At 68.1% G+C, this 25,761-nt stretch carries 23 protein-coding genes; 15 read left to right on the forward strand and 8 right to left on the reverse strand.

What is annotated here, in order from left to right:
• The first annotated feature begins 24 nt into the window (after positions 1-24).
• Both ACFQPB_RS00990 and galU read left to right on the forward strand, forming a co-directional pair.
• Entirely contained in the window at positions 25-483 is a 459-nt protein-coding gene (locus ACFQPB_RS00990) for a YidB family protein (RefSeq protein WP_382219051.1), read from the forward strand.
• Positions 484-582: 99 nt separating this feature from the next.
• A complete protein-coding gene (galU, locus tag ACFQPB_RS00995) occupies positions 583-1,470 on the forward strand; it encodes a UTP--glucose-1-phosphate uridylyltransferase GalU (protein WP_382219053.1) in 888 nt (295 codons plus the stop codon).
• Here galU and dacB read toward each other — a convergent pair whose 3' ends face one another.
• Positions 1,471-2,922: a D-alanyl-D-alanine carboxypeptidase/D-alanyl-D-alanine endopeptidase gene (dacB, locus tag ACFQPB_RS01000; protein ID WP_382219054.1), complete on the reverse strand. Its 1,452-nt coding sequence runs from the start codon at positions 2,920-2,922 to the stop codon at positions 1,471-1,473.
• A gap of 39 nt (positions 2,923-2,961) precedes the next feature.
• Between dacB and ACFQPB_RS01005 the strand changes: the two genes are divergently transcribed.
• The 6 genes from ACFQPB_RS01005 to ACFQPB_RS01030 all read left to right on the forward strand — a co-directional run bounded on the left by ACFQPB_RS01005 (position 2,962) and on the right by ACFQPB_RS01030 (position 6,977).
• Positions 2,962-3,933, forward strand: a complete 972-nt coding sequence (locus tag ACFQPB_RS01005; RefSeq protein ID WP_382219055.1) for a DMT family transporter — start codon at positions 2,962-2,964, stop codon at positions 3,931-3,933.
• 13 nt (positions 3,934-3,946) lie between these two features.
• Positions 3,947-4,714 carry a tRNA (adenosine(37)-N6)-threonylcarbamoyltransferase complex dimerization subunit type 1 TsaB gene (gene tsaB / locus ACFQPB_RS01010; RefSeq protein ID WP_382219057.1) on the forward strand — a complete coding sequence of 256 codons (768 nt, stop codon included), beginning with the start codon at positions 3,947-3,949 and terminating at the stop codon, positions 4,712-4,714.
• Positions 4,711-5,217, forward strand: coding sequence for a ribosomal protein S18-alanine N-acetyltransferase (gene rimI / locus ACFQPB_RS01015; RefSeq protein WP_382219059.1), 507 nt, complete (start codon positions 4,711-4,713; stop codon positions 5,215-5,217). The genes tsaB and rimI overlap by 4 nt, the downstream gene beginning before the upstream one ends.
• Positions 5,214-6,086 (forward strand): uracil-DNA glycosylase, encoded by an 873-nt coding sequence (locus tag ACFQPB_RS01020; RefSeq protein ID WP_382219061.1) that lies wholly within the window; start codon positions 5,214-5,216, stop codon positions 6,084-6,086. The genes rimI and ACFQPB_RS01020 overlap by 4 nt, the downstream gene beginning before the upstream one ends.
• 88 nt (positions 6,087-6,174) lie before the next feature.
• Positions 6,175-6,435, forward strand: coding sequence for a PepSY domain-containing protein (locus ACFQPB_RS01025; protein ID WP_382219063.1), 261 nt, complete (start codon positions 6,175-6,177; stop codon positions 6,433-6,435).
• 2 nt (positions 6,436-6,437) lie between these two features.
• Positions 6,438-6,977, forward strand: coding sequence for a cytochrome b/b6 domain-containing protein (locus ACFQPB_RS01030; protein WP_382219065.1), 540 nt, complete (start codon positions 6,438-6,440; stop codon positions 6,975-6,977).
• A 17-nt stretch (positions 6,978-6,994) separates the two neighbouring features.
• On the opposite strand, the gene ACFQPB_RS01035 is transcribed toward ACFQPB_RS01030, so the two are convergent.
• Together ACFQPB_RS01035 and mltA are read right to left on the reverse strand one after the other, a co-directional pair.
• Complete coding sequence (locus ACFQPB_RS01035; RefSeq protein WP_382219067.1) at positions 6,995-8,050, reverse strand: 6-phosphofructokinase; 1,056 nt, start codon at positions 8,048-8,050, stop codon at positions 6,995-6,997.
• Between the two features lie 10 nt (positions 8,051-8,060).
• Positions 8,061-9,107 carry a murein transglycosylase A gene (gene mltA, locus ACFQPB_RS01040; RefSeq protein ID WP_382219069.1) on the reverse strand — a complete coding sequence of 349 codons (1,047 nt, stop codon included), beginning with the start codon at positions 9,105-9,107 and terminating at the stop codon, positions 8,061-8,063.
• 115 nt (positions 9,108-9,222) lie between these two features.
• Here mltA and ACFQPB_RS01045 point away from each other — a divergent pair, with 115 nt between their 5' ends.
• Positions 9,223-9,351: a hypothetical protein gene (locus ACFQPB_RS01045; protein ID WP_382219070.1), complete on the forward strand. Its 129-nt coding sequence runs from the start codon at positions 9,223-9,225 to the stop codon at positions 9,349-9,351.
• 2 nt (positions 9,352-9,353) lie between these two features.
• Here ACFQPB_RS01045 and ACFQPB_RS01050 read toward each other — a convergent pair whose 3' ends face one another.
• Genes ACFQPB_RS01050 through ACFQPB_RS01065 form a run of 4 tightly spaced genes read right to left on the reverse strand, consistent with a single transcriptional unit; the run spans position 9,354 to position 16,995 of the window.
• The gene (locus ACFQPB_RS01050; RefSeq protein ID WP_382200545.1) at positions 9,354-9,989 is read right to left on the reverse strand and encodes a response regulator transcription factor; all 636 of its coding nucleotides are present in this window, start codon (positions 9,987-9,989) and stop codon (positions 9,354-9,356) included.
• A complete protein-coding gene (locus ACFQPB_RS01055) occupies positions 9,986-12,088 on the reverse strand; it encodes a two-component system sensor histidine kinase NtrB (protein WP_382200544.1) in 2,103 nt (700 codons plus the stop codon). Before ACFQPB_RS01055 ends, ACFQPB_RS01050 begins: the two co-directional genes overlap by 4 nt.
• The gene (locus ACFQPB_RS01060) at positions 12,085-12,891 is read right to left on the reverse strand and encodes a carbon-nitrogen hydrolase family protein (RefSeq protein ID WP_382200543.1); all 807 of its coding nucleotides are present in this window, start codon (positions 12,889-12,891) and stop codon (positions 12,085-12,087) included. Before ACFQPB_RS01060 ends, ACFQPB_RS01055 begins: the two co-directional genes overlap by 4 nt.
• 27 nt (positions 12,892-12,918) lie before the next feature.
• Entirely contained in the window at positions 12,919-16,995 is a 4,077-nt protein-coding gene (locus ACFQPB_RS01065) for a YhdP family protein (RefSeq protein ID WP_382219072.1), read from the reverse strand.
• A gap of 14 nt (positions 16,996-17,009) precedes the next feature.
• On the opposite strand from ACFQPB_RS01065, the gene glnE reads away from it, so the two are divergent.
• Positions 17,010-19,853 (forward strand): bifunctional [glutamate--ammonia ligase]-adenylyl-L-tyrosine phosphorylase/[glutamate--ammonia-ligase] adenylyltransferase, encoded by a 2,844-nt coding sequence (gene glnE / locus ACFQPB_RS01070; protein ID WP_382219074.1) that lies wholly within the window; start codon positions 17,010-17,012, stop codon positions 19,851-19,853.
• A complete protein-coding gene (locus ACFQPB_RS01075; protein ID WP_382219075.1) occupies positions 19,850-20,452 on the forward strand; it encodes a hypothetical protein in 603 nt (200 codons plus the stop codon). Before glnE ends, ACFQPB_RS01075 begins: the two co-directional genes overlap by 4 nt.
• Positions 20,453-20,460: 8 nt before the next feature.
• Here ACFQPB_RS01075 and ACFQPB_RS01080 read toward each other — a convergent pair whose 3' ends face one another.
• The gene (locus ACFQPB_RS01080; protein WP_382219077.1) at positions 20,461-21,312 is read right to left on the reverse strand and encodes a ferritin family protein; all 852 of its coding nucleotides are present in this window, start codon (positions 21,310-21,312) and stop codon (positions 20,461-20,463) included.
• Between the two features lie 176 nt (positions 21,313-21,488).
• Here ACFQPB_RS01080 and ACFQPB_RS01085 point away from each other — a divergent pair, with 176 nt between their 5' ends.
• From ACFQPB_RS01085 to ACFQPB_RS01100, 4 genes are all read left to right on the forward strand, one after another.
• Positions 21,489-22,082, forward strand: a complete 594-nt coding sequence (locus tag ACFQPB_RS01085) for a glutathione peroxidase (protein ID WP_382219079.1) — start codon at positions 21,489-21,491, stop codon at positions 22,080-22,082.
• Between the two features lie 267 nt (positions 22,083-22,349).
• Complete coding sequence (locus ACFQPB_RS01090; RefSeq protein WP_382219081.1) at positions 22,350-23,726, forward strand: NAD(P)/FAD-dependent oxidoreductase; 1,377 nt, start codon at positions 22,350-22,352, stop codon at positions 23,724-23,726.
• Positions 23,723-24,508 carry a DUF1365 domain-containing protein gene (locus tag ACFQPB_RS01095; RefSeq protein WP_382219083.1) on the forward strand — a complete coding sequence of 262 codons (786 nt, stop codon included), beginning with the start codon at positions 23,723-23,725 and terminating at the stop codon, positions 24,506-24,508. Before ACFQPB_RS01090 ends, ACFQPB_RS01095 begins: the two co-directional genes overlap by 4 nt.
• 30 nt (positions 24,509-24,538) lie before the next feature.
• Positions 24,539-25,756 carry a class I SAM-dependent methyltransferase gene (locus tag ACFQPB_RS01100; RefSeq protein WP_382219490.1) on the forward strand — a complete coding sequence of 406 codons (1,218 nt, stop codon included), beginning with the start codon at positions 24,539-24,541 and terminating at the stop codon, positions 25,754-25,756.
• Positions 25,757-25,761: the final 5 nt, after the last annotated feature.

Consider the following 25,761-nt stretch of genomic DNA (forward strand, 5'->3'; position numbering starts at 1 on the left):
CTACAACCATCACAGGGAAACACCATGGACTTGTTGAAATCGGTGCTCGGCGGCCTGGCGGCTGCGGCACAAGGCAATGCGGCTCAAACCCCGGCGGCAGGTGCCGGCCTGGACATGGGTCAACTGGCGGCATTGGCGCCGGTGCTCATGGAACTGCTGAGCGGCAAGGGCGGTGGTGCCGGTGGCCTGGGCGGTCTGGTCGCGCAGTTGAACCAGGCCGGTCTGGGTGACATCGTGCAGTCGTGGATCGGGCGCGGGCAAAACATGCCGGTGTCGGGCAACCAGCTCGAATCGGCCTTGGGCAGCGATGTGCTGGGGCAACTCGGCGGCCAACTGGGCATGAACGGCGGGCAACTCGGCGATCTGCTCGCGCAGGCGCTCCCGGGTCTGATCGACCGCATGACACCTGACGGCCAATTGCCGCAGGGCGGCGCGGGCCAAGGTCCCGATCTGGGCGCCTTGCTGGGCCAATTGCTGCGCTGAGCGCGTGGCCGCTCCGGCGGGGCCGTGGTTCCATCGGGCCACGGCCCCGCCGTCGCTTGCCTGTATGCTTTTCACCTTTGTTTGGACAGGCTGTTTCAGATGACCCCCACCCCCGTTCGCAAAGCTGTTTTCCCTGTGGCCGGCATGGGCACCCGCTTTTTGCCTGCCACCAAAGCCATGCCCAAAGAAATGCTGCCGGTGGTGGACAAGCCGCTGATCCAGTACGCGGTGGAAGAGGCCTACGCCGCCGGCATCCGCGAAATGATCTTCGTGACCGGCCGCCACAAGCGCGCCATCGACGACCACTTCGACATGGCCTACGAGCTGGAGCGCGAACTGGAGGACGCTGGCAAGGAGGCACTGCTGGAGCAGGTGCGTTCGGTCAAACCCGACGACATGGTGTGCATCGCCATCCGCCAGCCCAAGGCCCTGGGCCTGGGCCACGCGGTGTTGTGCGCGGAGCCGCTGGTGGCCGGCGAGCCCTTTGCCGTGCTGCTGGCCGACGACCTGATGGTGGGCACGCCGGCCGACGGCGCCGTGCTGAGCCAGATGGTGCGCCAGTTTGGCCAATTGGGCCGCTCCATCCTGGCGGTGCAGGAGGTGCCGCCCGAGCACACCCGCCGCTACGGCATCGTCGCCGGCGAGATGTTGGGCGAACGCCTGATGGACGTGCGCGAGATCGTTGAAAAACCCGCGCCCGAAGTCGCTCCGTCGCGCTGGGGCGTGGCCGGGCGCTACGTGCTCACGCCCGAGGTGTTCCAGCAGATCCGCGAACAGCCGCGTGGTGTGGGCGGCGAGATACAGCTCACCGATGGCATTGCCGGCCTGATGCGCAGCCAGAAGGTCTACGCCTTCCGCTACGAAGGCAAGCGCTACGACTGCGGCAGCAAGGAAGGTTTTCTGGAGGCCACGGTGGAGCTGGCCATGCAACGCCCCGAACTCGCGCCGGGCCTGCGCGAGACCATGCAGAAACTGCTGGCGACCTGATCAGGGCTGCCCGGCCGCCCACCCCACCAGGGCCTGCAGCGCGGGCCGCGCTGCGTGGGCGTTGGGGTGGTTGACGATGGCCACAAACACCAGCCGTTTGCCCTGTGTGCTGTGCACATAGCCGGCCAGCGCATTCACCTCGTTCAGGCTGCCTGTTTTCAGATGGGCCAGGCCCACCGCGTTCTGGCTGCGTCGCAGCGTGCCGTCGTGCCCGCTCAAGGGCAGGGATGCCATCAGTTCGGGCATGTGCCCGGTCGCATAGGCGGTGCGCAGCAAACGGCCCAGCGCCTGCGCCGTGGTGCGCGCCGTGCGGCTGAGGCCCGCGCCGTTGTCGATCTCGGGCACGGGCACAGCGGCGCCCACACGTTCGCGCCACCAGGTGGCCACACGCTGGCGGGCGCCATCGAAGGTGGCTGGGCCGTTGTTGGCGTTGTTGAGGGCCAGGCTCAGCAGCAGGTGTTGGGCCATCACGTTGTTGCTGAACTTGTTGACGTCGCGCACCACCTCGGGCAGCGGCACGGAGGGCCAGTTCAGTCGGGGCGCCAGGCCGGCGGGCACGGCGCCTTCGCGCACCTGGCCGTCCAGCTGGCCGTCCACGGCCAACCACATGCCCGCCACCGCGCGTTCGGCAAACCGCTCGGGCGCGGCGTAGGCCACGGGCCAACTGCGTTCGCCACAGGCGGCGGGGTAGGCGCCCGCCAGGCGGATGCGCAATGGGTCTGAGAAGTCGGCTTTGAGGCCGCCACGCCAGTCGCCACACCCCGCGCCGTTCGCGGCCAAAGGTACGCTGGTGGGCAGGGCCACGCCGCCCAGCGGGGGCTCCACCGCCACCTGCGCCACGCCGTTGGACGGGTCGGGTGTGAAGGTCATCACCACCGACTTGAAGTTGATCAGCAGCGCCTCGGGTGCGGCGTTGTAGGGGCGCAGCGGTTCGCCGTCGAAGGCGCCCGGGTCCACCGGGGGCAGCTGGAAGGCGCGTTTGTCCAGCACGATGTCGCCCGCGATGCGGCGAATGCCCAGCCCCTGTATGCGCCGCATCAGCAGCCACAGGCGTTCGGTCACCAGCTTGGGGTCACCGCCGCCCTGCAGGTACAGGTTGCCTTGCAGCACGCCGTCTTTCAACACCCCATCGGTGTAGACCGGGGTGGTCCAGGTGTGGCCGGGGCCCAGCAGGTCGAGCGCGGCGTAGGTGGTGACGAGTTTCATCACCGAGGCCGGGTTGACCGGCGCCTGCGCGCGGTGGGTGGCGTAGACCTGACCGCTGTCGCCGGCGTCCATGACCAGCACGGCCAGCGCCGAGGCGGGCACGCGGGCCTGGGCCAAAGCGGTGTTGACGGTGGCCGGCAAGGTTTCAGGCGCCAGGGGCACGGGTTGTGCCTGGGCCAAGAGCGCACCGCCCGCCAGCAGAACACACACAGAGAGTCGCCAACACAATGGGGAATAGCTTGCCATGGGCCCGATTATCCGAGCGCCACCGGGATAATCCCGCCCATGACGTTTTCCTTTCGCCGGCCCAGCCCGCGTGTGTTGGGCGTGGGCGCCGCGCTGGTCACGGTCCTGATGTGGACCGCCTTCATCGTGGTGGCCCGGGCCAGTGCCCACCGCTCCCTCACCCCGTTCGACATCGCTTTCATGCGTTTTGTGGGCGCGGGCGTGGTGCTGTTGCCTGTGGGGTGGTGTATGGTGCGGCGGGCGGCCGGGCGCGTGCCCTCGTGGCTGGGACTGTCGCCGCTGTCGGCGCGGCTCACGGTCACGGTCGGGCTGTTGGCCGGCATCGCTTACGCCTGCCTGGCCTACAGTGGTTTCTACTTTGCGCCGGCCACCCACGCCTCGGTGCTCATGCCCGGCACGCTGCCGCTGTTCACCACCCTGGTGGCCGCCTGGGTGCTGCGCGACCGCATCACACCCACGCGCGCCATTGGCCTGTTGCTGATCCTCAGTGGCGATCTGCTGGTGGGTGGTGCCAGCCTGTTGCAGGCTTTTGGCGGCGGCACGGTGTGGATGGGCGACCTGATGTTCATGGCCGCCGCGTTCTGCTGGGCCAATTACACCGTGGTGGCGCGCCGCCACGGCCTGGCGGCGGTGCCGGCCACGGTGGCCGTGTCGGTGTTTGCTTTGCTGGCGTTTGTGCCGGCGTACGCGTTGTTGGCGGCCACCGGTGTGGTGACCAGCCACCTGGCGCACGCGCCCTGGCAGGAGTTGGTGTTTCAGGGCCTGTTTCAGGGCGTGGGTTCGGTGGTGATTTCCGGCATCACCTTCACCCAGATGGTGCGGTACTTCGGGCCGGTGCGCTCCACGATGATCACCTCGCTGGTGCCGGGGTTGTCGGCCATGGGCGCCGTGTGGCTGCTGGGCGAGCCCCTGCACTGGAACCTGCTGGCGGGGCTGCTGCTGGTCACGGCGGGCATCGTGTTTGGCGTGCGGGCGGTGGCCACGCCGTTGGCCGGGGCCACGCGTGGCTGAAGCACAATTGGCCATGGCCAGCGTTTCCCGATTCCTAGTTTTTGACACCAGCACCGACAGCTTGTCGGTGGCCGTGGGCGCGGGCGGCCTTGACGCCGCGCCGCTGGCCCAATACAGCGGTGTGGGCGGTGCCCAAGCCTCGGCCACACTCATCCCCCAGATCCAGGCCTTGCTGGCCCACGCGGGGTGGCGCTTGGACGAACTGGACGCCATCGTGTTCGGGCGTGGCCCGGGGGCCTTCACTGGCGTGCGCACCGCGTGCGCCGTGGCCCAGGGCCTGGCTTTTGCCGCCCGCCCCGAGGGGGTGCCCGTGTTGCCGCTGGACACCCTGTGGGCTGTGGCCGAAGCCGCGCGTGCAGAGCTGGCCGCCACGGGACAGGCCATGCCCCACACCATCGCTGCGGTGCTCGACGCCCGCATGGACGAGGTCTATGTGGCCACCTACCGGCTGCAGGCCCAGGTGCTGACCGCGTGTGATGCCCCGCGCCTGTGCCGCCCCGAAGACCTGCACCTGGCCGTGCCGCCCACGGCGGGCACCGTGCTGGCGGGCAACGCGGCGGCGGCGTACGGCGAACGTTTTGACCCGACGCTGCGGGCCTTGCCTCACGTGTTTGCCTTGCCCTCGGCCATGGCTTTGCTGCGCCTGGCGCCCGAGGCGCTGGGCCGTGGCCTGGCCGTGACCGCCGCTGAGGCGCAACCCCTGTACGTGCGCGACAAGGTGGCCCAGACCACGGCCGAGCGCGAGGCCATCAAGCTGGCCCAGGCAGCGGGGGCTGCATGACGAGGCGCTTTGAATGGGTGCCTCTGAGCGCCGACGTTTTGCCCTTGGTGGTGGAGGTGGAAAAAACCGCCTACAGCCACCCCTGGACCGTCGGCCACTTCAAAGACACCCTGAACGTCGGCCACCACACCCAGGCGCTGTTGGGTGAAGCCTTGCCTGGTGATGTGGGCTTGCCCACGCTGGCCGACGGGCGTGTGTTGATCGGCTACCTGGTGGCCATGCAAATCCTGGACGAGGTGCACCTGCTCAACATCACCGTGGTGCCCGCCTTGCAGCGCCAGGGCTGGGGCCGCGTGCTGCTGGATGGCCTGGCCCTGTGGGCGCGAGCCCAGCAGGCCCAGTGGTTGTGGCTGGAGGTGCGCGCCAGCAATGCCCCCGCGCTGGCCGCCTACCGCCAGCGTGGGTTTGCCGAAGTGGGCCGCCGCCGCGACTACTACCCGCTGGACAAGCACCGGCGCGAAGACGCCATCGTGATGAGCCTTAACCTCAAGGTGACCGCATGAGCGAGACACCGCCCGTGTTGGCCCAAGGCCTGCAACTCGATGAGCGCCAGCGCGCCATGTTGGCCGAGATGGGCGTGCGCCTGTGGTGGCCCGAGCCTGAGGCGCCGGCCGCCCCCGCCCCCGTGCCTGCCCCTGCGCCCACCATCGCGCCACCCACGCCACGCCCCTCCGCTGCTGCACCCGCTGCCATTCCCACGGCCCCAGTGGTTCGCCCCACACCCGCACCCGTGGCGCCCAAACCCACTGTGCCCTTGGTGCCCTCCAGCCTGTCGCACCTGGACTGGCCCGCGCTGCAAGACAGCATGCGCGCCTGCACCGCCTGCCCCTTGAGCCAAGGCCGCTGCAACGTGGTGCCCGGTGTGGGCGATCACCAGCGCCCCGACTGGCTGGTGGTGGGCGAGGCCCCGGGCGAACAGGAAGACCGCCAGGGCGAGCCCTTCGTGGGTGCGGCCGGACAGCTGCTCGACAAGATGCTGTTTGCCATGGGCCTGGCACGTGGCGAGCGTGTCTACATCACCAACGTCATCAAGTGCCGTCCGCCGCACAACCGCAACCCCGAACCCGCCGAGGTGGCGCAGTGTTCGCCTTTCCTGCAGCGCCAGATCGAGCTGCTGCAACCACGCATCGTGCTGGCGGTGGGGCGCTTTGCGGCGCAAAGCGTGCTGGCGCTGGCCGGCGTGGACGAAGCGACCCGCAGCCAACCCCTGGGCAAGCTGCGTGGCCAGGTGTTCCGCCTGCCCACCGCGCAAGGCCCGGTGCCGGTGGTGGTGAGTTACCACCCCGCCTACCTGCTGCGCAGCCCGGCCGAAAAAGGCAAGGCCTGGGCCGACCTCTGCCTGGCGATGGCACAGCTGAAACCATCGACCTGAACGTCATTTCAGGCCCGTTTAAGCCGCGCCTCGTCCAATCGGTTTTGAGCAAGCCACCCGGCGTGCCAACTGACCGAAAGGACCTCTCATGCAACGTACCCTGATCGCCTCCGTCTTCATCGCTTTGGCCTCCACCGCCGCCCTTGCTGGCCCCGCTTGCAACGTGCCACAGACCCAGTGGATGAAGGAAGGTGACTTCAAGGCCAAGCTGGAACAGCAGGGCTACCAGATCAAGACCTTCAAGGTCAGCAAGGGCCAGTGTTACGAGATTTATGGTTTCGACAAAGCCGGCAAGAAGGTTGAGATCTACTTCGACCCGGCCACCGCCGCCGTGCTTGAACAGAAGTGAGCATGTCCACGCCGCTGGAGCGTCCCCGGGCCGTGACGGTGTGGGACCCGTTCGTGCGCCTGTTCCACTGGAGCCTGGTGGCCTGCGTGCTGCTCAACCAGTTCGTGCTGGAGGCGGGTGAAGCACCGCACCAGTGGGCGGGCTACATCGCCAGCGGGCTGGTGGTGGCGCGCATCCTGTGGGGGTTTGTGGGCACGCGCCATGCGCGCTTCACCGACTTCTTTCCCACGCCCACCCGGGTGCGGCGGCACCTGGCGGCTTTGCGCCAGGGGCAAGCCGGCGAGCACCTCGGCCACAACCCGCTGGGCGCGCTCATGATGCTGGCCTTGATGGCCCTGGTGCTGTCGCTGGGCGTCACCGGTTGGCTGCAGGGCACCGATGCCTTCTGGGGCGAAGAATGGCTGCAGGAAGTGCACGAGTGGCTGGCCAACGGCCTGCTGCTGGCGGCCGGTCTGCACGCGGCGGCGGCGGTGATGATGGGCCGCGTGGAGCGGGTGAACCTGGTGCGCGCCATGGTCACCGGCGTCAAGCGGTTTGAGTGAGGCGAACTTCCGTGGGGTCAATGCTCACCCAGCGAGACCCCGATTTCTCGCGCCGTGACCAGCAGCGGATCGTCCAGCGCGATGGTGCGCTGCTGGTTGGCCACCCGTGCCATGGGCACGCTGCGCAGATCGCCACCTTGCAAGGTCACCATCTCGCCAAAACGGCCTGCGGCCACCAGCTGCGCGGCGTGGTGGCCGTAGCGCGTGGCCAGCACCCGGTCAAAGGGGGTGGGCTGGCCGCCGCGCTGCACGTGGCCCAGCACGGTGGCGCGTACCTCGCTTTTGAGCAGGGATTGCAGTTGCTCGCGCAACACATGGGCCACCCCGCCCAGGCGCACCGGGTCAAAACTGCCTTCCACGCGGTGCTGCACCGTCAGGTCGGCTCCACGTGCCTTGGCGCCTTCACCGATGCAGATCACCGTGTAGCGTTGCTGGGCTTCGCGCTCCCGGCAGACGCGGGCCACGGCCTCGACCGTGTGGTCGATCTCGGGCAGCAGCACGATGTCGGCCGCCGCCGCCAGGCCGGCTTCGAGCGCGATCCAGCCGGCGTGCCGACCCATAGTCTCGACGATCATCACCCGGCTGTGGCTCATGGCAGTGGTCTCAATCCGCATGAGCCCATCGGTGGCCGTGGCCACGGCGGTGTCGAACCCGAAGCTGCGCTCGCAGCCCACGATGTCGTTGTCGATGGTCTTGGGCACACCCACGCTGCGCAGCCCCAGGTCCGCCAGGCCGTGCGCGATGGACATGGTGCCGTCGCCGCCAATCACCACGAGCCCGTCCAGCGCCAGGGCCCGCGCGTTGGCCAGCGTGCGCTCGGTGTCGGCCGGGCTGCGCAGCGGGTTGGCCTTGTTGCTCGTGCCCAGGATGGTGCCGCCCCGGTGCGCGATGCCGCTCACGCTGCGCCAGTCCAGCACGCGGGTGCGCGGGTTGGCGTCCATCAGACCCGAAAAGCCGTCTTCGATGCCGACAACTTCGGCCCCACATTGCCGGATGAGCGACTTGGTGACCGCCCGGATCACCGCATTGAGTCCGGGGCAGTCGCCGCCGCCGGTGAGCACGCCGATGCGCATCTTGTGTCTCCTATCGCGGCCACAAGGCCCACAGCTGCAGTGGCTGTTTCAAACCCGCCGCCTGCGCCAGCGCATCGTCGCCCCAGCCGGTGAAGTAGTCGGCGCGCACCGCGCCCACGATGGCGCTGCCGGTGTCTTGCGCCAGCACCAGCTTGTTGAAGCGTGCTGCCGGCCCTTGCGTGCTCATCCAGACCGGCGTGCCGTAGGGCACGCTACCCGGGTCCACCGCGATGGAGCGCCCGGGGGTGAGCGCCACGCCTTGTGCGCCACGCGGGCCGAACTGGGCATCGAGGTCGCTCAGCGCTTCCTCACGGAAGAACACATAGCGCGGGTTGCTCCACAGCAGCTCGTTCACGCGCTGCGGGTTGGCACGCACCCAGGCCTTGGTGGCGTCGGGCCAGGGTGTGATGGGCGCACCCTGCTGTTGCAGCCAGGTGTTGATGCTGCGGTAGGGCTGGCCGTTGGTGCCTGCAAAGGCCACACGCACGGTGCGCTCGGTGCGTCCGTCCTGCTGGATCAACAGCCGCCCCGAACCTTGGATGTGCAGCAACATCATGTCGATGGGGTCGGCCAGCCAGGCGATTTCCTGCCCGCGCAGGGCGGCCTGAGCCTGGGGCTGGGTGTCCATCTCCTGGCGGCTGAACCAGGCTTGGCCGTTGCGCATGCCGGCCGGCAGCTTGTGCAGTGGCCACGCGTATTCGGCGCTGGGCGTGCGGCTGGCCTTGAGCGTGGGTTCGTAGTAGCCGGTCAGCAGGCCGCTGGCGTTGCCGTCGCTGGCACTGATGCGGTAGGGCTGCAGCCGGCTTTCCATGAAAGCGCGCTGTTCCTCGGCGGTGGCAATCGACAGGCGCCGCACATCGGCACACAGCGCGCCCACCGTGGGTGCCGGGCGTTCGCAGCTGCGCAGCCAGGCGTTCCAGGCTTCGTGCAGGGCGTCGCTGCCCCAGCCCGGCAGCTCGCTCCAGCGCACCGGCACCCACTGGCTTTTGGCGCGGGTGATGGTGCCGGGCAAAGGCCCGTCGTCAACAGGCGCGCTGGGCGCGGGCGCTGGGGCCATGGGTGGGCTGGGCGGTCGTGGGGCTTCTGGTGGCAGGCGCGTGGCGCAGGCGCCCAGCGTTCCTACAATCGCCACCATCGCCCACCGAATCTGTGCCCAGGCACGCCCCGCTGTCATGACCTTGTTGTTGCTCGAAGCCTTGGGGGCTTTGCTGATTTTTGTGTTCATCGTCTGGTGGACCATGTTCTCGGGCCGCAAGAATGGCGAGCTGCCGCCCGAAGACGAGGACGAGCCCAAGCGCTGAGGTCAGTTCTCCACATCGCGCAGCATGTTGGCCAACTCGACGGCCGATTTCACGCCCATCTTGTCGAACACGCGTGAGCGGTGCACCTCCACCGTGCGCACGCTGATGCCCAGCTGATCGGCCACCAGCTTGTTGGGCAGGCCGGCCACCACACGTTGCATCACGTCGCGCTCGCGCTCGGTCAGGCTGGTCAGGCGGGCCTGGTGGTCGCGCCGCACCTGGCGCACGGCGATCGCGTCGGCCGAGACTTGCAGAGCCTGCTCGATGCGGTCCACCAGGGCGTTGTCGGAAAAGGGCTTCTCGCAAAAATCGAAGGCGCCGCGCTTGACCGCGTCCACCGCCGTGGGCACGTCGGCGTGGCCAGAGAGAAAAATCACGGGCAGGGTGCTGCGCCAGGGCTGGGTCAGCAGTTGCTCGAACAGCGTCAGGCCGCTCATGCCGGGCATGCGAACGTCGAGCAGCAGGCACACGGGGTCGGTGGGTTCGGTGTGCCAGCCCTGCGTTTCGGCCCAGAAGGCGTCGGCGCTGGCGTAGCACTCGCTGAGCAGGCGGCGGGTGCGCAGCAGCCAGGCCAGCGCGTCGCGCACGCTGGCATCGTCATCGACGATGAAGACTCGGGCGCGCAAGGGTGGGCTCATGGGGTTGCGATCATACGGCGGCCTTCACCGTCTGACATGGCCGCGCCGGTGGCGATGGGCAGCGTGAAGCGGAACACCGTGCCACGGGGTTCGGCCGGGCTGTGGTCCAGCGCACCGCCGTGTTGTTCGATCACGGTGCGGCACAGGCTCAGGCCCAGGCCCATGCCTTCGGGCTTGGTGGTGAAAAACGGGGTGAAAAGGCGGGCGGCGACCTCGCTGGACAGGCCTTCGCCGTGGTCGGTGACCCTGAACTCGACCCAGCGTTTGCCCGATGCGGTGGCCAGCGAAGCGCGCACCACTGACACGCTCAGGGTGAGGGTGCGCAGGCCGCTGCCAGTGGGCGGGTTGCCGGCAGGCATGGCCTGCATGCCGTTGCGCACGAGGTTGAGCAGCACCTGCTCGACCATGGTGCGGTCACACAACACCGGCGGGCAGTCGGGCTCCACCTGCTCGCTGATGCGGATGCCGGTTTTGCGCGCCTGCAGCTGGGCCAGTGGCAGGATGGCGTCGAGCAGCGCCTGGGGCGCCACCGGCTCGCGGACCTGCTCGCGTCGGCGCACCAGATCGGCCACACTTTTGACCACCCGGCCGGCGCGTTCGGCCTGTTCGACGATGCGCTGCATCGCCTGGCGCAGGTCGTCCGAGAGCTGGGGGTCGGGCGGCTGCGTGGGTTCGGCCGACATGAGGTTGAGCGCCCCCGTGGCGTAGCTCGACATGGCGGCCAGCGGCTGGTTGAGTTCGTGGCTCAGCAGCGATGCCATTTCGCCCACCATGGCCAGGCGGGCCGTGGCCTGCAGCCGCTCCTGGCTGGCGCGCGAGAGCTCTTCCACCCGGCGCTGTTCGCTCAAATCCAGCACCGCACTCATCCAGCCGGTTTGCTGGCTGAAGGCGTTGACCAGGGGGGCCTCGATGATGAGCACCGGGAAGCGGCTGCCGTCGGGGCGCATGAACACCGATTCGAAACCCTCGCGCGGGAAGGTCATCCCGGCCAGGCGCACCGCCTGCCGCTGGCGGTATTCGTCCACCAGTTCGGGGGGCCAGTAGGGGGCCGGCGCGCCGGTGCCCAGCAGTTGTTCTGCGCTCAAACCCACCATTTGGCAAAAAGCCGGGTTGACGTAGGTGATGCGCCCGTCCATGTCGCGTGCGCGCAGGCCGGTGACCAGGGAGTTTTCCATCGCGTTGCGGAACGCAAGCGCCTCGGCAAGTTCGCCTTCGGCGCGCATGCGGCGGCGCATGTCGCGCGCCAGCAGCAGCAGCACCGCCAGCAGCGCCATGGACAAGGCGCTGACCATGGCCGTGAGCACGTTGGGGAACAGCCGTGGCACATCGCGCGCGCTTTCCAGGCGCACCAGCATGGTCACGCCTGGGAGGTCGAGCAGGTGGTTGGCGTGCATGGTGCGTCGGCGTCCGGCCACGCTGCCGTACAGGCTCAGGCGCGTGCCGTCCACCTCGGTCAGTGCCACCGCCTTGCCGCGCAAGGTGTCTTTGCTGGTGAACTCGCTCAACATGCCTTGCAGCGCGTAGGTGGCCACAAAGTAGCCATCGGCCCGCGCCGCCACGAACAGCGGCACACACAACTCCATCAGTTCCAGCCCCAGGCCCTGCGGAATGGGCCAGAAGTAGCTTTGCGAGTACGAGGGTGTGTTGTTGCGCGCGGCGGCTGTGCAGGCCTGGCGCACATCGGCCAGGGACTGCTCGCGCGGCGCGATGTCAAACAGCGTGGGATGAAAACCGCTGTCGCGCGCGGCCAGCAGGCGCAGGTCGTTGCTGCGCCACTCCAGGCGCACCAGTTCGCGGTGTTGGGTCAGCAGCTCGGCGGCCATGGGCTCCCACGCGGCGGCGGTGGGGCGGGACGCGTGCAGCGACTGCAATGTCTGCAGGTTGCGGATCAGGCTGGTGCGGATGTCGCTGCCCAGGGTGGCGGCGTCCTGCTCCAGCGCTTCCAGACTGCGTGCTTCCTCGTATTCGCGCGCCAGGAACACGAGCGCGCCCAGCATCAGCGCCACCAGCAGGCACAACAAGGCCCACAGGCGCCAGCGCCGGGCCTGCCCAGGGCGCGGGTCGGGCGGTGGCTGACGCGGGTCCAGGCCGGGTTTCAAAGTTTGCGGTGTTCCAGGGCGGGCAGTTGCCGGCGCACCTGCTGCAGGCGCTCAAAGTCGAGCTCACACACCACCACGCCCGGCCCTTCGGCGTGTTGGCCCAGCACCTGGCCCCAAGGGTCGATCACCATGGTCTGTCCCCAGGTGCGGCGGCCGTTCTCATGCTGGCCTCCCTGGGCACTGGCGATCACGTAGGCCTGGTTCTCGATGGCGCGGGCGCGCAGCAGCAGCTCCCAGTGCGCCTGGCCGGTGGTGTGGGTGAAGGCGGAGGGCACCAGCAGGACGTCGGCTTGCAGCTGGCGGTACAGCTCGGGGAAGCGCAGGTCGTAGCAGACGCTCATGCCCACGCGCCAGTGTTGGCCGCTGCGGTCGGCCAGATCAAAGGTGGTGGGGGTGTCGCCCGCCTGCAGCACGGCCGCTTCGTCGTAGCGTTCGCGCCCGTTGTCGTAGCGAAACAAGTGGATCTTGTCGTAGCGCGCCACACACTGGCCCTTGGGGCTGAAGGCCAGCGAGCTGTTGGTGGCGTGTTGGGGGTCGTCGGTGGCCATGGGCAGGGTGCCGCCCACGATCCACAGGTTCAGTTCACGCGCGGTGTCCTGCAAAAAGGCCTGCACCGTGCCCAGGCCAGGCGTTTCGGCCAGCACCAGTTTGTCGCGGTCGCTGTGGCCCATGAAACAGAAGTATTCGGGCAACACGGCCAGCTCGGCACCCGCTTGTGCGGCCTGGTCCAGCAGGGCGTGTGCCTGTGCGAGGTTGTGGTCCAGGCTGATGCCCGAGACCATTTGAAGGGCGGCGGCTTTCATGGCGTGGTGTCTGGCGTGGTGGGCGTTTTATTGTGACGGAAGCGGCGGTCCGGCGGGTGGCTTGCGTTGCAGCCGCTCCACCTGCGGGTCGTCCCAGCGGCCGGTGATCTGAAATTCCTGTGTGGCCGCTTCCTGCAGCGGCTGGCGAAGCAGGAACTGCGCCAGAAAACTGCCCAGTCCCACCGCCGGGTTGATGGCAGTGGCCAGCAGCGATGCGGTGCCGGCGTTGAGCTCGGGCACCACCACCGCGTGGATGTCCTGCGTTTCGCGCGCGATGTCGGCCTGCCCTTCCAGCAACACGGCGGCGTTGATGCCTTTCATCTGCAGGTTGTTGGTGGTGGCCACGCCCTGGTCGATGCGGGCGTCGCCGCGCACGAAGTCGAAGGCAAAACCCTCGCTGAACACGTCCTTGAAGTCCAGCAGCAGCCGGCGCGGCAGCGCCTGCAGGCTGAGCACGCCCAGCAGCTTGGCCAAACCCGGCTCGGCCTTGAGGAACTGGCCGCGCTCGATGTCCAATTTCATCTGACCGGTCAGGCTGGGGTGGTCCAGCGTCAAGGGGGAGCCCAGCCAGCCCAGGGTGCCATCGAGCTGGCCTTTGCCGCCGCGCACCACACCCGACATGCCAAAGCGTTGCAACAGCTCGCCTGCATCGTTGACATCGAGCTTGAAGTTGAGCACGGTGCGCCGCTGCGCGCCCGTTGACGCTGCAGTGGCCACGCCGCCCACCGTGGCCCAGTTGCCGCTGCCTGTGAGCCGGGCTTCCGGCACGGCCAGCTCGATGCGGTTGAGTCGCCATTCGTTGCCACCATCGGTGTTGCGGTTGACCGCATCCAGCGCCAGCCGACCCAGTTCGCGCGAACCCAGCTCCAGCCGCTCCACCACCACGTCCAGCGCGGGCACGCTCTGGGGCTGTTGACGCAACAGCTCATCGACGTTTTGGGCCGTGCCGCGTTCGAGTTTGAGGTGTGACAGCCGCGCGAACACCTGCCCCCCGGCCTGGCCCTGCCCGGCGCGGTAGTCGATGCGTCCGGTCACCTCGTCAGCGGCCACCTGGGTGCGCCACAGGTTGCCTTCGCGCCGGGCTTGCGCACGCAGGGTGTGCAAGCTGCGTTGGGCCACGGTGAGGCGGTCCACCGACAAGACGATCTGGTTGGGCCAAAGGGTCTGGTCGGTGGTCCAAGCGGTGGTGCTGGTCGCGCTGGCGGGTGCCGAGCGCTCCAGCCAGCGGTCCCACGCGTCCACATCCAGCGACGGCAGGTTCACGTGTGCCACCACCCCGCTGGTGGGCAAGGGCACCGGGCCTGTGGCGCCCACCTGGATGGCGCCACGCAGCACGCGGCTGGCCGGGGCCGTCAGGTCGCGCTCCAGGCGCAGCGCCAGCAGGGGGGTGATGCTGCCGCCCAGCTCCAGCGCCACACGGTCTTGCGCGGCGCCGCCCGGGGCGTCGATGGGCGCGCTGGTGACACGCAAGGGCAGCGTGGTGGTGGCCGGTTTGTCCAGTGGCGCGGGCAAGGCCAGGGCCAGGCCCTGCAGGTTGCTGCTCAGGCTGAGGTCGGGCCGGCCCTGGCGGAACGCGAGTTGCACCTGGTAGGACGCGGTGCCGCTGGCCGAGGCGAGCACCGGTGCGAGGTCGACCAGTTCGCGCGCCTGGCGCAGGCCCTCGGCGCTGGCCACACCTTGCCCCTGGAAGCTGATGTCGGAACGCCCTTGCGGGCCGGGGCGCATGCCGCCGTCAAAACGCAGCTCGCCGCCGTACACGCGTGCCACCGCCTGCGGCACGCTGAAGCCTTTTTCGCTGAACTGCAACCGGCCCACGGTGCGTGCCAGCAGGGGGGTGCCAGGTGCGAACAACAGGTCGTTGCCGGGCAGGTTGAGCGTGCCCGCCACCTGGCTGGTGGCGATGGCGTTCAGGGGCAGCGCGAGTTGGAGCACCAGGTCTGCCTGACCCCCAAAGCGCGCTTGCGCCAGCGCCTGCCCCATGACATCGGACACCGGCGATTGGTTGACGTAGGCCAGCATGTCGGCCGCCGCGCCAGCCACCTGACCGTTCACGCTGACGGTGCCTAGGTGGGTGTAGTCGGCCAGTTCGGCCTGTGCGCCGTTCAGGCGCAGGCCAGGCAGCTGTGCAAAGCCACCTTTGACCTCACTCAGGCGCAGCCGGTGGCCCTCCATCTGGAAGCGGCCTTGCAGGCCGCGCAGGCCGGGCCAGATGGGGGCGCGTGTCCCGCTCACGAACGGGGGAACGTAGTCGAAATCGACCCCGGTGAGTTGGGCGCTGATGCGGAATTCGCCCTCGCTGGCACGCGCAAACGGAAAACGGTCCAGCGGCCCTTTGACCCGAAAGCGCACATCGTGGGCTTCGCCGCGTTGGATGGCCTCGCGCACGTAGCGGCGCGCGTCGGCCGAAATGCCGCGCGGCAGGTAGCGGTGCACCTGGGCGCCGTTGGCTCGGCTCAACTGGGCGTTCAGGTCCAGCACCCCGGGCAGCCGTGGCTGACGCGCCGTGCCGCGCCCGGTGTGCCAGTGCAGGTCCAGCTCGCCGGCGGCGTCGGCGTTGGCAAAGGTCAGCTGGGGAATGCGCAGGTCGAGCTGATCGCCGTCGAGGCGCCAGTTCAATTCGCCTTGCAGCTGGGCCAGGTCCACTCTGGGCTGATCGAACAGGCCGGGCCAGGTCAGGGCGCCCTGTTCGAGGGCCACCTTCAGTTGCCCCTGCTTGGGGCCGATGTCGAACGCCAGGTCACCGCCTGTGACGCCGGGGCGGGCCAGTTCGGTGGACGCATCGAAAGCCAGCGGGCCGGGCGCCACCGACAGCCCGGTGACCCGACCTTGTGCCCGCCATTCGGTGGGCACGGCGTCGCTGTGCAGCGGCCCTTGCCAGCGCAGGCGCAGTGGGCTCAGGTGCCCCTGCGGCTGGGCCTGTGCCAGTTCCTTGCGCCAGGCTTGGGGCAGCGGCAGGTGTTGTGCCACCTGGTGGATGGCGGCCAACTCCAGGCGATCGGCGTTGAATTCGCTTTCGGGCGGGCGGCCGCGGCTGGGCTGTGCATGGGTGAGCCGCACGTTGCCCACGGGCCAGGGGGTGCCGGACGGGGTCATGAGTTGCAGGTCGCGCGTGCCCACTTCCCATTGTTGGGGCTGCCAACTGGCGCTCACCCGCCCGCCCAAGGCAGGCAGGTCCAATGCGGGCAGCCGGGGGCCCAGTTGCAGGCGCACGCCGGTGAGCGCGGTGTCGGCCGTCAACGCGCTCAAGCGGCCGCGCTGGAGATCGGCCCACAGCCGCAGGGCGCCTGTGCCCTGGTGCACTTGCAGCAGCGGCGCTTCGGTCAGCACCACGTGGTCGCGCAGCCGTTGCAGGTCCACCCGCTCGAAGTCGGCGTAAACGGTGCCGCTCCAATGCTCCCAGTGGCGGCTCTGGGTCAGTGAGAAGGGTTGGCTGAAGTCGCCACGCAGGCTGAAGCGCTCGCCCCAGGCCGCGGGGGGCGTGGCGTCCACGCGCATCTGGTGGCGCCGGCCCGGGTTGCGCACCACCAAGTCCACGTCGGTCAGGTCCAAGGGGGGCAGGTCCAGGCGTTCGTCCTGCCAGCGGATCTGGCCACGCCGGATCACGAACTCGGTTTGCGAAAAAAACCAGTCGCCCAGGGCGTTGCTGTCTTGGGGGTTGGCGCTGGCGATGTCCAGGCCAGCCACGCGCCATTGGCCGTCGCGGGTGCGGCGCACGTCCAGGCTGGGGCTGTCGATCACCAGCTGCTCAAAACCCAGGCGCCACAGCGAACGCACGGACAGCGCCGTTTGCACCCGTGGCAGGTGCAGGGCTTCGCGGCCCTCGCGGTCGAACAGCCGCACGTCCACCAGTTCGATGGCGGGGATGGCGCCGCTGGCGGTGGCGCGGATGTCGCCCACGCGCACCGGCGTCCCCAAGGCCTGTGTGGCTGCGGCTTCCAGCTGAGGGCGCCATTCCCCGATTCGCGGCACAATCCAGCCGTGCAGGGCTCCCCAGCTCAGCGCAAACAGGCCCCAGCCCGCCAGCACCACCCACCACAGGGCGCGCGCGGTCCAGCTCAAGGCCTTCAGCGTGCGGGGGGGAGGAGGGGTCGAGTCATGTTTCATCACCAATTCAAATTATGACGGTCGGAGATCACGCCGGCGGCGCCCACGCCGCTTTCACCACGCCCGCGCGTGCCGATCATTCGCGTTTTGTGCAGCGCTTGCGCAGGCGCTATGCGGCCGAAGCGCATTTGCTGGACGCGGGCGCCCCCACCCGGGAGGCTCAGCTGGCCACGCTGGAGCGCTTGCTGGGCCGGGGGCTGGAACTGGGCGCTGCCTTGCGTGTGCTGCGCCAGCTGGTGATGGAGCGACTGGTGGTGCTGGACTGCGAGGAGGCGGTCGACCTGGCGGTGGTCACCCGCGCGGTGACCGACCTCGCCGAGATGGCGCTGGACCGCGCCTGCGCTCAGGCCGAGTCTGAACTGGACGGCCTCTACGGCGCGCCCATGCACCAGGCGCCGCCGGCCACGGCCGCTGCGCGTGCCCAGTTGTGGGTCATCGGCATGGGCAAGTTCGGCGCGCGCGAGCTCAACGTCTCCAGCGACATCGACCTCATCTACGTGTACGACCACGACGGCGAAACCGCCGGTAACGCACAGGGGCGTAACCGCATCAGCAACCACGAGTACTTTGGCAAAGCCGTCAAACGCATTTACCAACTGGTGGGCGATACGACGGAGCATGGCAACGTGTTCCGGGTCGATCTGGCTTTGCGACCCAACGGCAACTCTGGGCCGCCGGCGGTGTCGTTGGGTGCGTTGGAGGAATACTTCCTGGTGCAAGGCCGTGAGTGGGAGCGATTCGCCTGGCTCAAGAGCCGCGTGGTGGCGCCTCTGGCGGCCGTGCGCGACGGCTCGGCCAGCGCCTTGCGTGGTGTGGTGTTGCCGTTTGTGTTCAGGCGCTACCTCGACTACAGCGTGTTCGAGTCCCTGCGCACCCTGCACCGGCAGATCCGCGAACACGCGGCCAAACGCGCGGCCGGCAACCCGGGCCGCGCCAACGACGTCAAGCTCTCGCGCGGTGGCATCCGCGAAATCGAATTCACGGTGCAGTTGCTGCAAGTGGTGCGTGGCGGCCAGTTTCCCGAACTGCGCACCCGGCCCACACTGGACGCCATTGCCCGCCTGCAACGGGCCAGCCTCATGCCGGCCGAAACGGCGCAGGCGCTGACCGAGGCCTATGTGTTCCTGCGCCGGGTCGAGCACCGCATCCAGTACCTGGACGACCAGCAGACCCACCTGATGCCCGAGCGCGACGACGACCTCGCCTGGCTGGCACAGACGCTGGGTTTTCCCAACACCTGTGCCTTCTTGCACCAACTCGATGCGCACCGCGAGGCGGTGGCACAGGAGTTCGACACCCTGTTGGGCGGCCCCACCAAAAGCTGCAACGGCAAGGGCTGTGGTGCTGGGCGGGCCGAGGCGGGTGAGCTGCAGGCGGTGCTGCCCCAGCTGCCGCCCAAGCTGGCCGAACGGGTGGCCCAGTGGTGCGAACACCCGCGCGTGGCCGCGCTGCGCGAAGACACGCGGCAGCGTCTGGTGCGCCTGGTGCAGCGCACCGGCGCCTGGGTGGAAGAGGGCCGCGTGACCGAAGAAGCCGCCTTGCGACTGGTGGACTGGCTCGAAGCCCTGCTGCGCCGCGAGAGTTACCTGGCCTTGCTGCAGGAGCGCCCTTCTGTGCACGAGCGCCTGTTGCGCCTGCTGGGCGCGGCCAAATGGCCGGCGCGTTACCTGCAAAAACACCCCGGCGTGATCGACGAGCTGGCCAGCCGGCAACTGCTGAGCGACCGTTTCGACGGCGCCCAGTTCGAGGCCGAACTCGATGCGCGGCTGGACGCCTTGCGCAGCACAGGCGAAGACGACGAGGAGGCCTTGCTCAACCTGCTGCGCCGCGCCTGTCATGCCGAAGTCTTTCGGACCCTGGCGCGCGACGTGGAAGGTGTGCTCACGGTGGAAGACGTGGCCGACGACCTGAGCGCCCTGGCCGACGCCGTGTTGCGCACCACGGTGCGCTGGTGCTGGGCGCGGCTGAAAAACCGCCACCGCGACGCACCGCAGTTCGCCATCATTGCCTACGGCAAACTGGGTGGCAAAGAGTTGGGCTACGGCAGCGATCTGGACATTGTGTTTGTCTACGACGACGAACATGAGCGCGCGCCTGAGGTGTACGCCACCTTTGTGCGCAAACTCATCAACTGGCTCACCGTCAAGACCGGCGAGGGCGATTTGTACGAGATCGACACCGCGCTGCGCCCCAATGGCAATTCGGGTTTGTTGGTCACCAGCTTTGAGGCCTACGCCGACTACCAGCAGCAGCGCGGTAGCAACACCGCCTGGACCTGGGAGCACCAGGCCATCACCCGAGCAAGATGTGTGGTCGCCCCCACGCTCCCCGCTGCGCGTGGTTCGCTGCCCCCCGGTGGGGCTGCCCCGCCTTGGGGCGGCCCGGCGGCGGGGCGCATCGGTGGTGTGAATGAGCTGGCGGCGCGTTTCGACGCCGTTCGCGAAGCCGTCATCACCGCGCCGCGCGACGTGGCGGCGTTGGCCGACGAGATACGTGCGATGCGCGAGAAGGTGCGTGCCGCCCACCCGGTGCGCGGTGAGATGTTCGACGTCAAACACAGCCCGGGTGGCATGGTCGATGTCGAGTTTGTGGTGCAGTTTCTGGTGCTGGCCCATGCCGCGGCACACCCGGCCTTGCGGGCCAACCGAGGCAACATCGCCTTGTTGCTGATGGCCGAAGAGGCCGGCCTGTTGCCGGCTCGCATGGGCGAGACCGCTGCGGCGGCGTATCGGGTGTTGCGGCAGATGCAACACCGTGCCCGGCTGGACGAAGCGCCCACCCAGGTGGACCCTTCCGACGTCGCGGTGGAATCGACCGCTGTCCGTGCCTTGTGGCAACACGTGCTGGCCGGTCCATGACGCCGGGCCGCGACTGGCTGGTGCTGTGTGGCTTGCACGGCGTGGCCAGCATGCTGGGCTGGTGGGGACCGGAGCTGGTGTCGGGCCTGGTCTGGCGGGTGCAAGACTGGGACCAACGCCTGTGGACCATCTGGTCCACCGCCTGGGTGCATGTGAACACACCCCACCTCATTGCCAACCAGATGGCCCTCGGGCTGTTGACAGCGTTTTCATGGGTGGTGCGGCCCGACCGGGCCTGTGCCGTGGCCTGGTTTCTGGCGTGGCCCATCACCTACCTGGCCGTGGCCTGGTGGCCTCAGGTGGGCCACGTCACCGGTTTGGCCGGCCTGATGCACGCGGCGCTGGCGGTGGTGGCGGTGCACCTGTACCTGCAGCGCCTGCACGTGGCGCAGGCGCGGCGCTGGGGTTTGCTGCTGGGGGGGCTTTTGCTGGGCAAGCTGGCGCTGGAGCAGGCCTGGAGCCGGCCGGTGGTGTGGGACGGCGCCAACGACATGTCGGTGGTGCAGGCCGCGTGGTTCACGGGCACCGTGGCCGGCGCCGTTTTGGGTTTGTTGACGGCTTGGGGCGCGCGCGTGCTGGAACGCCAGCGCGCGCACTGAGTTTTTGTTCAGGCGGCGGGCGATCCGCCAGCCAAGGGCGCGCTGATTTCCTTGCGGAAGCGGTTGAGCTCCTGCACGCTTTTGAAGCTGCGGTCCATCAGCAGGCTCATGTTGTGCAGGATGCGGTCCACCACCTTGGTTTCCCACGCGGCGTCGAAGGCAATCTGCTTGTCCAGCCAATGTTCCAGCCACTCCGGGTTGGGCAACCGGCTCTGGATGGTGTCGCGCGGGAACAGGGTTTTGTTCACATGCAGGTTGGTCGGGTGCAGGGCTTGCGCGGTGCGCCGTGCGCTGGCCATGAGCACACCCACCTTGGCAAACGCGGCCCGTGCCTCGTTGCCGAATTTGCCAATGGCCCGTTTCATGTAGCGCAGGTAGGCGCCGCCGTGGCGGGCTTCGTCCTGGCTCAGCGTGGTGTAGATCTGCTTGATCACCGGCTCGGTGTGCCACTCGGCCGCACGGCGGTACCAGTGGTTCAGGCGAATTTCGCCGCAGAAGTGCAGCATCAGCGTTTCCAGCGCGGGCGCGGGGTCGAAGTCGAAACGGATTTCGTGCAGCTCTTCTTCGGTCGGGACCAGCTCCGGGCGGAAGCGGCGCAGGTACTCCATCAGCACCAGCGAGTGTTTTTGCTCTTCGAAAAACCAGATCGACATGAAGGCCGAGAAATCGGAGTCGTCGCGGTTGTCGCGCAGAAACATCTCGGTGGCCGGCAGCGCCGCCCACTCGGTGATGGCGTTCATCTTGATGGTCTGTGCCTGTTCGTCGCTCAGTTGACTGGCGTCGAATTGGTCCCAGGGAATGTCCTTGTCCATGTCCCAGCGGACGGATTCGAGTTGCTTGAAGAGTTCGGGGTACAGCATGAAGACCTCACATCGGTGCGGGCACCGGACAACCTGCGATTTTAGTGGCTGCACCCCAAAAACCCTTCAATAACCCGGTGCTGCCGGAAGGCCTTGCACGCGTGCCGATGTGTGCTGCCACCATCGGCCTTTTGTTGTGGGAGAACGCCATGTCCACTGTTTGTCCCCCTGTTTCCATGCGCCGAAGTCGGACCGTGCGGGCCTGGCTGCTGTTGGCTTGCTTGTTGGGCGGGGTCGCCCAGGCGCAGGCGCAAAACGCGCCACCGGCACAAGGTGCCGGCGTTTGCCCGCCTTTGTGGCAGCACACCGTGCCCCGTTTGCAGGACGAGAAGCCCCAAAACCTCTGCCAGTACGCCGGGCAGGTGGTGCTGGTGGTCAACACCGCGAGCTTCTGTGGCTTCACCGGTCAGTACGAAGGCCTGGAGGCGTTGTACCGCCGGTACCGTGCGCGGGGCCTGGTGGTGTTGGGTTTTCCGAGCAACGACTTTGGTCAGCAAGAGCCCGGCGCCAATGCCAGCATCGCCGACTTTTGCGAAAACACCTTTGGCGTGCAGTTCCCCATGTTCGTCAAGACCACGGTGGTGGGGCGTTCGGCGCATCCCCTGTACCGCGAACTGGCGCAGCGCACCGGCGAGTGGCCACGCTGGAATTTCCACAAGTACCTGGTGGCGCGCGACGGCGTGCAAGTCAAGGCCTACACCAGCGCGGTGGAGCCACATAACCCTTTATTTGTCAGGGATATTGAGCGAATGTTGTCGACAGCAAAGTGACCAAAAGGTCAGAATGTGACCAATCGGTAATTTTTTGCCTCAATGGTTCATTTTGAGGCGGTTGGTCACATTGGAGCGGCACATGGGCACACATCGCAGGAACTTCTGGGGCGCGAACGGGCTCAACCGCAACGAAACGGTTTTTGTACCGCGCAGTCGCCACCTCGGTGGCGCAATCCCGAGGCGCTTCTCCTCCTCCTCCATCCCTCCCTCCTTCGTTTCGGGGCGCTGCGCGGTACTTCTCTCTTCTGGCCAGGGGGTCTGAGCATGTACGCAGACCCCCGCCACCCCGCCACCCAGCCCACCGGCAAACAGCCCCGCGTTGCGGTGGTGGGCGCCGGCATCGCCGGCCTGGCGGCTGCGCACACCTTGCGGGGCCACGCGGCGGTCACGCTGTTTGAGGCCGGGGCCACCTTCGGCGGCCACGCGCACACGGTGGACATCACCCTGCCGACCGCTCACGGGCCTGTGACCCACGGTGTGGACACCGGCTTCCTGGTGCTCAACGAGCGCACCTACCCCAACTTGCTGAACCTGTTTGCCGAGCTGGGTGTGGACACCGCCTTGTCCGACATGTCGTTTTCGGTGCAGGCGCCGGGTTCGGGCGATCAGCCACCGCTGGAGTGGAGCGGCAGCAGCCTCGACACGGTGTTTGCGCAACGCGGCAACCTGCTCAAGCCGGCGTTTTTGCGCATGTTGGCCGACATCCTGCGCTTCAACCGCCTGTGCACCCGCCTGGCGGTCAGCCAGCAGGACCAAGCCCCCGATGGCCGCTTGTGGATGCCGCTGGCCGACTTCCTGAAGCGCGAGCGTTTCAGCGACGCTTTCTGTCACGACTACTTCTTGCCCATGATGGCCTGCATCTGGAGCTGCCCGGCCGAGCAGATGCTGCAATTCCCGGTGGCCACCATGGTGCGCTTCTGCCACAACCACGGCCTGCTGCAAGTCAGCGGCCGGCCGCAGTGGTTCACGGTGCGTGGCGGCTCGCGGGCGTACGTCAAGAAGATCATCGCCGGCCTGCCGGATGCCCGCCTGAACACCCCCGTGCGCGCCTTGCAGCGCGACGCCGAGGGTGTGCGTGTGGTTACCGACGGACGGGCCGAGCGCTTTGACCACCTGGTGTTGGCCTGCCACAGCGACCAGGCGCTGGCTTTGCTCGGCGAGGGCGCCACCCGCAACGAGCGCGCCTTGCTGGGCGCCATCCGCTACCAGCCCAACCGCGCCGTGTTGCACACCGACGCCTCGGTGCTGCCCACACGCCGCAAAGCCTGGGCGGCCTGGAACTACGAGCGTGCCGCCCGCCAACGCGACGAACACCCCCGCGTGTGCCTGCACTACCTGCTCAACAAGCTGCAGCCGCTGCCGTTTGAGCAGCCGGTGGTGGTGTCGCTCAACCCTTTGCGCGACATCGACCCCCAGCAGGTGCTGGGCGAATACGAATACGCGCACCCCGTGTTTGATCTGGCGGCGATGAAAGCCCAACAACGCATCGCCGAGCTGCAAGGCGTGTTGCACACCCACTTTGCCGGCGCCTGGTGTGGTTATGGCTTCCACGAAGACGGGCTCAAGGCCGGGCTGCAGGCGGCGGCGGGCATCCTGCGCGCCGTGGGCGCCACGCACAACACCAACGGGGTGCCCCGGTGAACCAGGCTTTGATCGGTTTTGGCCAGGTGCGCCACACCCGGTTGCGCCCGCGCCGCAACGCCTTCGCCTACCCCACCTACTTCCTCATGCTGCCGCTGCGCAGCCTACAGGCCAACGGCAGCGGGGCGCTGGCGCGCAATCGCCGGGCCGCCCTGGCTTTCCATGACGGCGACCATGGCGATGGCGGAACGGATTGCCTGGCTTGGTTTGACGCGACGCTGCGCGCCCACGGCATCGATGACGCCGATGGCGAGGTGTGGCTGCACACCTACCCGCGTGTGTTCGGCCACACGTTCAAGCCGGTGAGCTTTTGGTACGCCCACCGGGCCGACGGCAGCCTGCGCGCCGTGCTGGCCGAGGTCAACAACACCTTTGGCGAACGCCACTGCTACCTGCTGGACGCGCCCCGGTATGGCGTGCCGGTGACGGCCGACAAGGTCTTTCACGTGTCGCCGTTTTGCAGCGTGCAGGGCGAGTACCGCTTTGTGTTCATGCGCTGCAACCGCGAGGGCCGCGAGCACACGGTGGTGCGCATCGACCACAACGACCAGCCGCAGACCAGCCTGGGCCCGCTGATCCAGACCAGCGTGAGCGGCGAGCTGCTGCCGTTGGATGCACACACCACCCGCCGCGCGCTGTGGCGTCACCCCGCCATGACGCTGGGCGTGGTGGCCCGCATCCACTGGCAGGCGCTGCGCCTGTGGGCGCTCAAGCGCGCGCCGTTTTTCCGCAAACCCGAACCACCGCAGGCCTTGGTCACGCCAGGCCACGGTGCCGGTTGATCTTCGTTGCCTTCTCTTCCCGCCATGCCCATGCCCAACAGCACCACCGCCCCGTTTGCGCTGCCCGTCGGCGCGCCCGCCGCCGCCCGTGCCACCTTGCGTCTGCTGCAGCGCCTGCGCCACGGCCAACTCACGGTGCAATTGCCCGACGGCAGCTTCCAGCAGTTCGGCCAAGGCGGCGGCATCAGCGCCACGCTGCGCCTGCACAACTGGAAGGTGTGTGGCGCCGCGCTCAAGTCGGGCGACATCGGGTTTGCCGAGGGTTACATCGCCGGCGACTGGAGCACGCCGCAGCTGGCCGATCTCTTGCGCCTGTTCCTGCGCAACCGCAACGAGATCGAAGACGTGATCTACGGCACCTGGCTCGGCCGCCTGGCCTACCGCCTGCGCCACCTGCTCCACCGCAACACCAAAACCAACAGCAAGAAGAACATCCACGCCCACTACGACCTTGGCAATGCCTTTTACCGCCTGTGGCTGGACGAGACCATGAACTACTCGTCGGCCCTGTTTGAGCACTCGGGGCAGGACATGGTGAGCGCGCAATGGGCCAAGGTGCACCGCGCCTTGCGTTTGGCGCAGGTGAAACCGGGTGACCGGGTGCTGGAAATCGGGTGTGGCTGGGGGGCTTTGGCCGAAGCCGCCACCACCACCTTTGATGCGTCGGTGGTGGGGGTCACCTTGTCCACGGAACAGCTTGCCTGGGCCCAGGAACGCATGGCGCGGTTGGGCGCTGCGGCGCGCGCCGACCTGCGCTTGCAAGACTACCGCGACATCGATGACGGACCCTTCGACGCCATTTGCTCCATCGAGATGGTGGAGGCCGTGGGACGCGAGTACTGGCCCACTTACTTCCAGACCGTGGCCCGCCTGCTCAAACCGGGGGGTCGCGCCAACATCCAGAGCATCACCATCGCCGACGAACACTTCGATCGCTACATCCGCGGCACCGATTTCATCCAGCAGTACATCTTCCCGGGGGGCTGCCTGCCCAGCCCTTCGGCCTTCCGCGCTCAGGCCGAAGCTGCGGGTCTGGTGGTGGAAGACGCCTTTGCCTTTGGCCGCGACTACGCCGAAACCCTGCGCCAGTGGCGCGAGCGTTTCCTGCACGAAGAGCCGCGCGTGCGCGAGCTGGGTTTTGACGAACACTTCCTGCGTGTCTGGGAGTTCTACCTGGCCTACTGCGAGGCGGCCTTCGACGAAGGCAGCACCGACGTCATGCAGTTCACCCTCATCAAGCCGCACTGAGCCGC

Source organism: Hydrogenophaga atypica (assembly GCF_042665215.1).
GTDB lineage: Bacteria > Pseudomonadota > Gammaproteobacteria > Burkholderiales > Burkholderiaceae_C > Hydrogenophaga > Hydrogenophaga defluvii_A.

What these genes read in the sequence shown, in the direction of transcription:
- ACFQPB_RS01060 (WP_382200543.1), bottom strand. Translation starts at nt 12,891, where the DNA reads ATGAAAGCCGCCGCCCTTCAAATGGTCTCGGGCATCAGCCTGGACCAC.
- ACFQPB_RS01090 (WP_382219081.1), top strand. Translation starts at nt 22,350, where the DNA reads ATGTACGCAGACCCCCGCCACCCCGCCACCCAGCCCACCGGCAAACAG.
- ACFQPB_RS01075 (WP_382219075.1), top strand. Translation starts at nt 19,850, where the DNA reads ATGACGCCGGGCCGCGACTGGCTGGTGCTGTGTGGCTTGCACGGCGTG.
- rimI (WP_382219059.1), top strand. Translation starts at nt 4,711, where the DNA reads ATGACGAGGCGCTTTGAATGGGTGCCTCTGAGCGCCGACGTTTTGCCC.
- ACFQPB_RS01020 (WP_382219061.1), top strand. Translation starts at nt 5,214, where the DNA reads ATGAGCGAGACACCGCCCGTGTTGGCCCAAGGCCTGCAACTCGATGAG.
- ACFQPB_RS01050 (WP_382200545.1), bottom strand. Translation starts at nt 9,989, where the DNA reads ATGAGCCCACCCTTGCGCGCCCGAGTCTTCATCGTCGATGACGATGCC.
- ACFQPB_RS01045 (WP_382219070.1), top strand. Translation starts at nt 9,223, where the DNA reads ATGACCTTGTTGTTGCTCGAAGCCTTGGGGGCTTTGCTGATTTTTGTG.
- mltA (WP_382219069.1), bottom strand. Translation starts at nt 9,107, where the DNA reads ATGGCCCCAGCGCCCGCGCCCAGCGCGCCTGTTGACGACGGGCCTTTG.
- ACFQPB_RS01100 (WP_382219490.1), top strand. Translation starts at nt 24,539, where the DNA reads ATGCCCAACAGCACCACCGCCCCGTTTGCGCTGCCCGTCGGCGCGCCC.
- ACFQPB_RS01035 (WP_382219067.1), bottom strand. Translation starts at nt 8,050, where the DNA reads ATGCGCATCGGCGTGCTCACCGGCGGCGGCGACTGCCCCGGACTCAAT.
- dacB (WP_382219054.1), bottom strand. Translation starts at nt 2,922, where the DNA reads ATGGCAAGCTATTCCCCATTGTGTTGGCGACTCTCTGTGTGTGTTCTG.
- ACFQPB_RS00990 (WP_382219051.1), top strand. Translation starts at nt 25, where the DNA reads ATGGACTTGTTGAAATCGGTGCTCGGCGGCCTGGCGGCTGCGGCACAA.
- ACFQPB_RS01065 (WP_382219072.1), bottom strand. Translation starts at nt 16,995, where the DNA reads ATGAAACATGACTCGACCCCTCCTCCCCCCCGCACGCTGAAGGCCTTG.
- ACFQPB_RS01005 (WP_382219055.1), top strand. Translation starts at nt 2,962, where the DNA reads ATGACGTTTTCCTTTCGCCGGCCCAGCCCGCGTGTGTTGGGCGTGGGC.
- galU (WP_382219053.1), top strand. Translation starts at nt 583, where the DNA reads ATGACCCCCACCCCCGTTCGCAAAGCTGTTTTCCCTGTGGCCGGCATG.
- glnE (WP_382219074.1), top strand. Translation starts at nt 17,010, where the DNA reads ATGACGGTCGGAGATCACGCCGGCGGCGCCCACGCCGCTTTCACCACG.
- ACFQPB_RS01030 (WP_382219065.1), top strand. Translation starts at nt 6,438, where the DNA reads ATGTCCACGCCGCTGGAGCGTCCCCGGGCCGTGACGGTGTGGGACCCG.
- tsaB (WP_382219057.1), top strand. Translation starts at nt 3,947, where the DNA reads ATGGCCAGCGTTTCCCGATTCCTAGTTTTTGACACCAGCACCGACAGC.
- ACFQPB_RS01080 (WP_382219077.1), bottom strand. Translation starts at nt 21,312, where the DNA reads ATGCTGTACCCCGAACTCTTCAAGCAACTCGAATCCGTCCGCTGGGAC.
- ACFQPB_RS01085 (WP_382219079.1), top strand. Translation starts at nt 21,489, where the DNA reads ATGCGCCGAAGTCGGACCGTGCGGGCCTGGCTGCTGTTGGCTTGCTTG.
- ACFQPB_RS01025 (WP_382219063.1), top strand. Translation starts at nt 6,175, where the DNA reads ATGCAACGTACCCTGATCGCCTCCGTCTTCATCGCTTTGGCCTCCACC.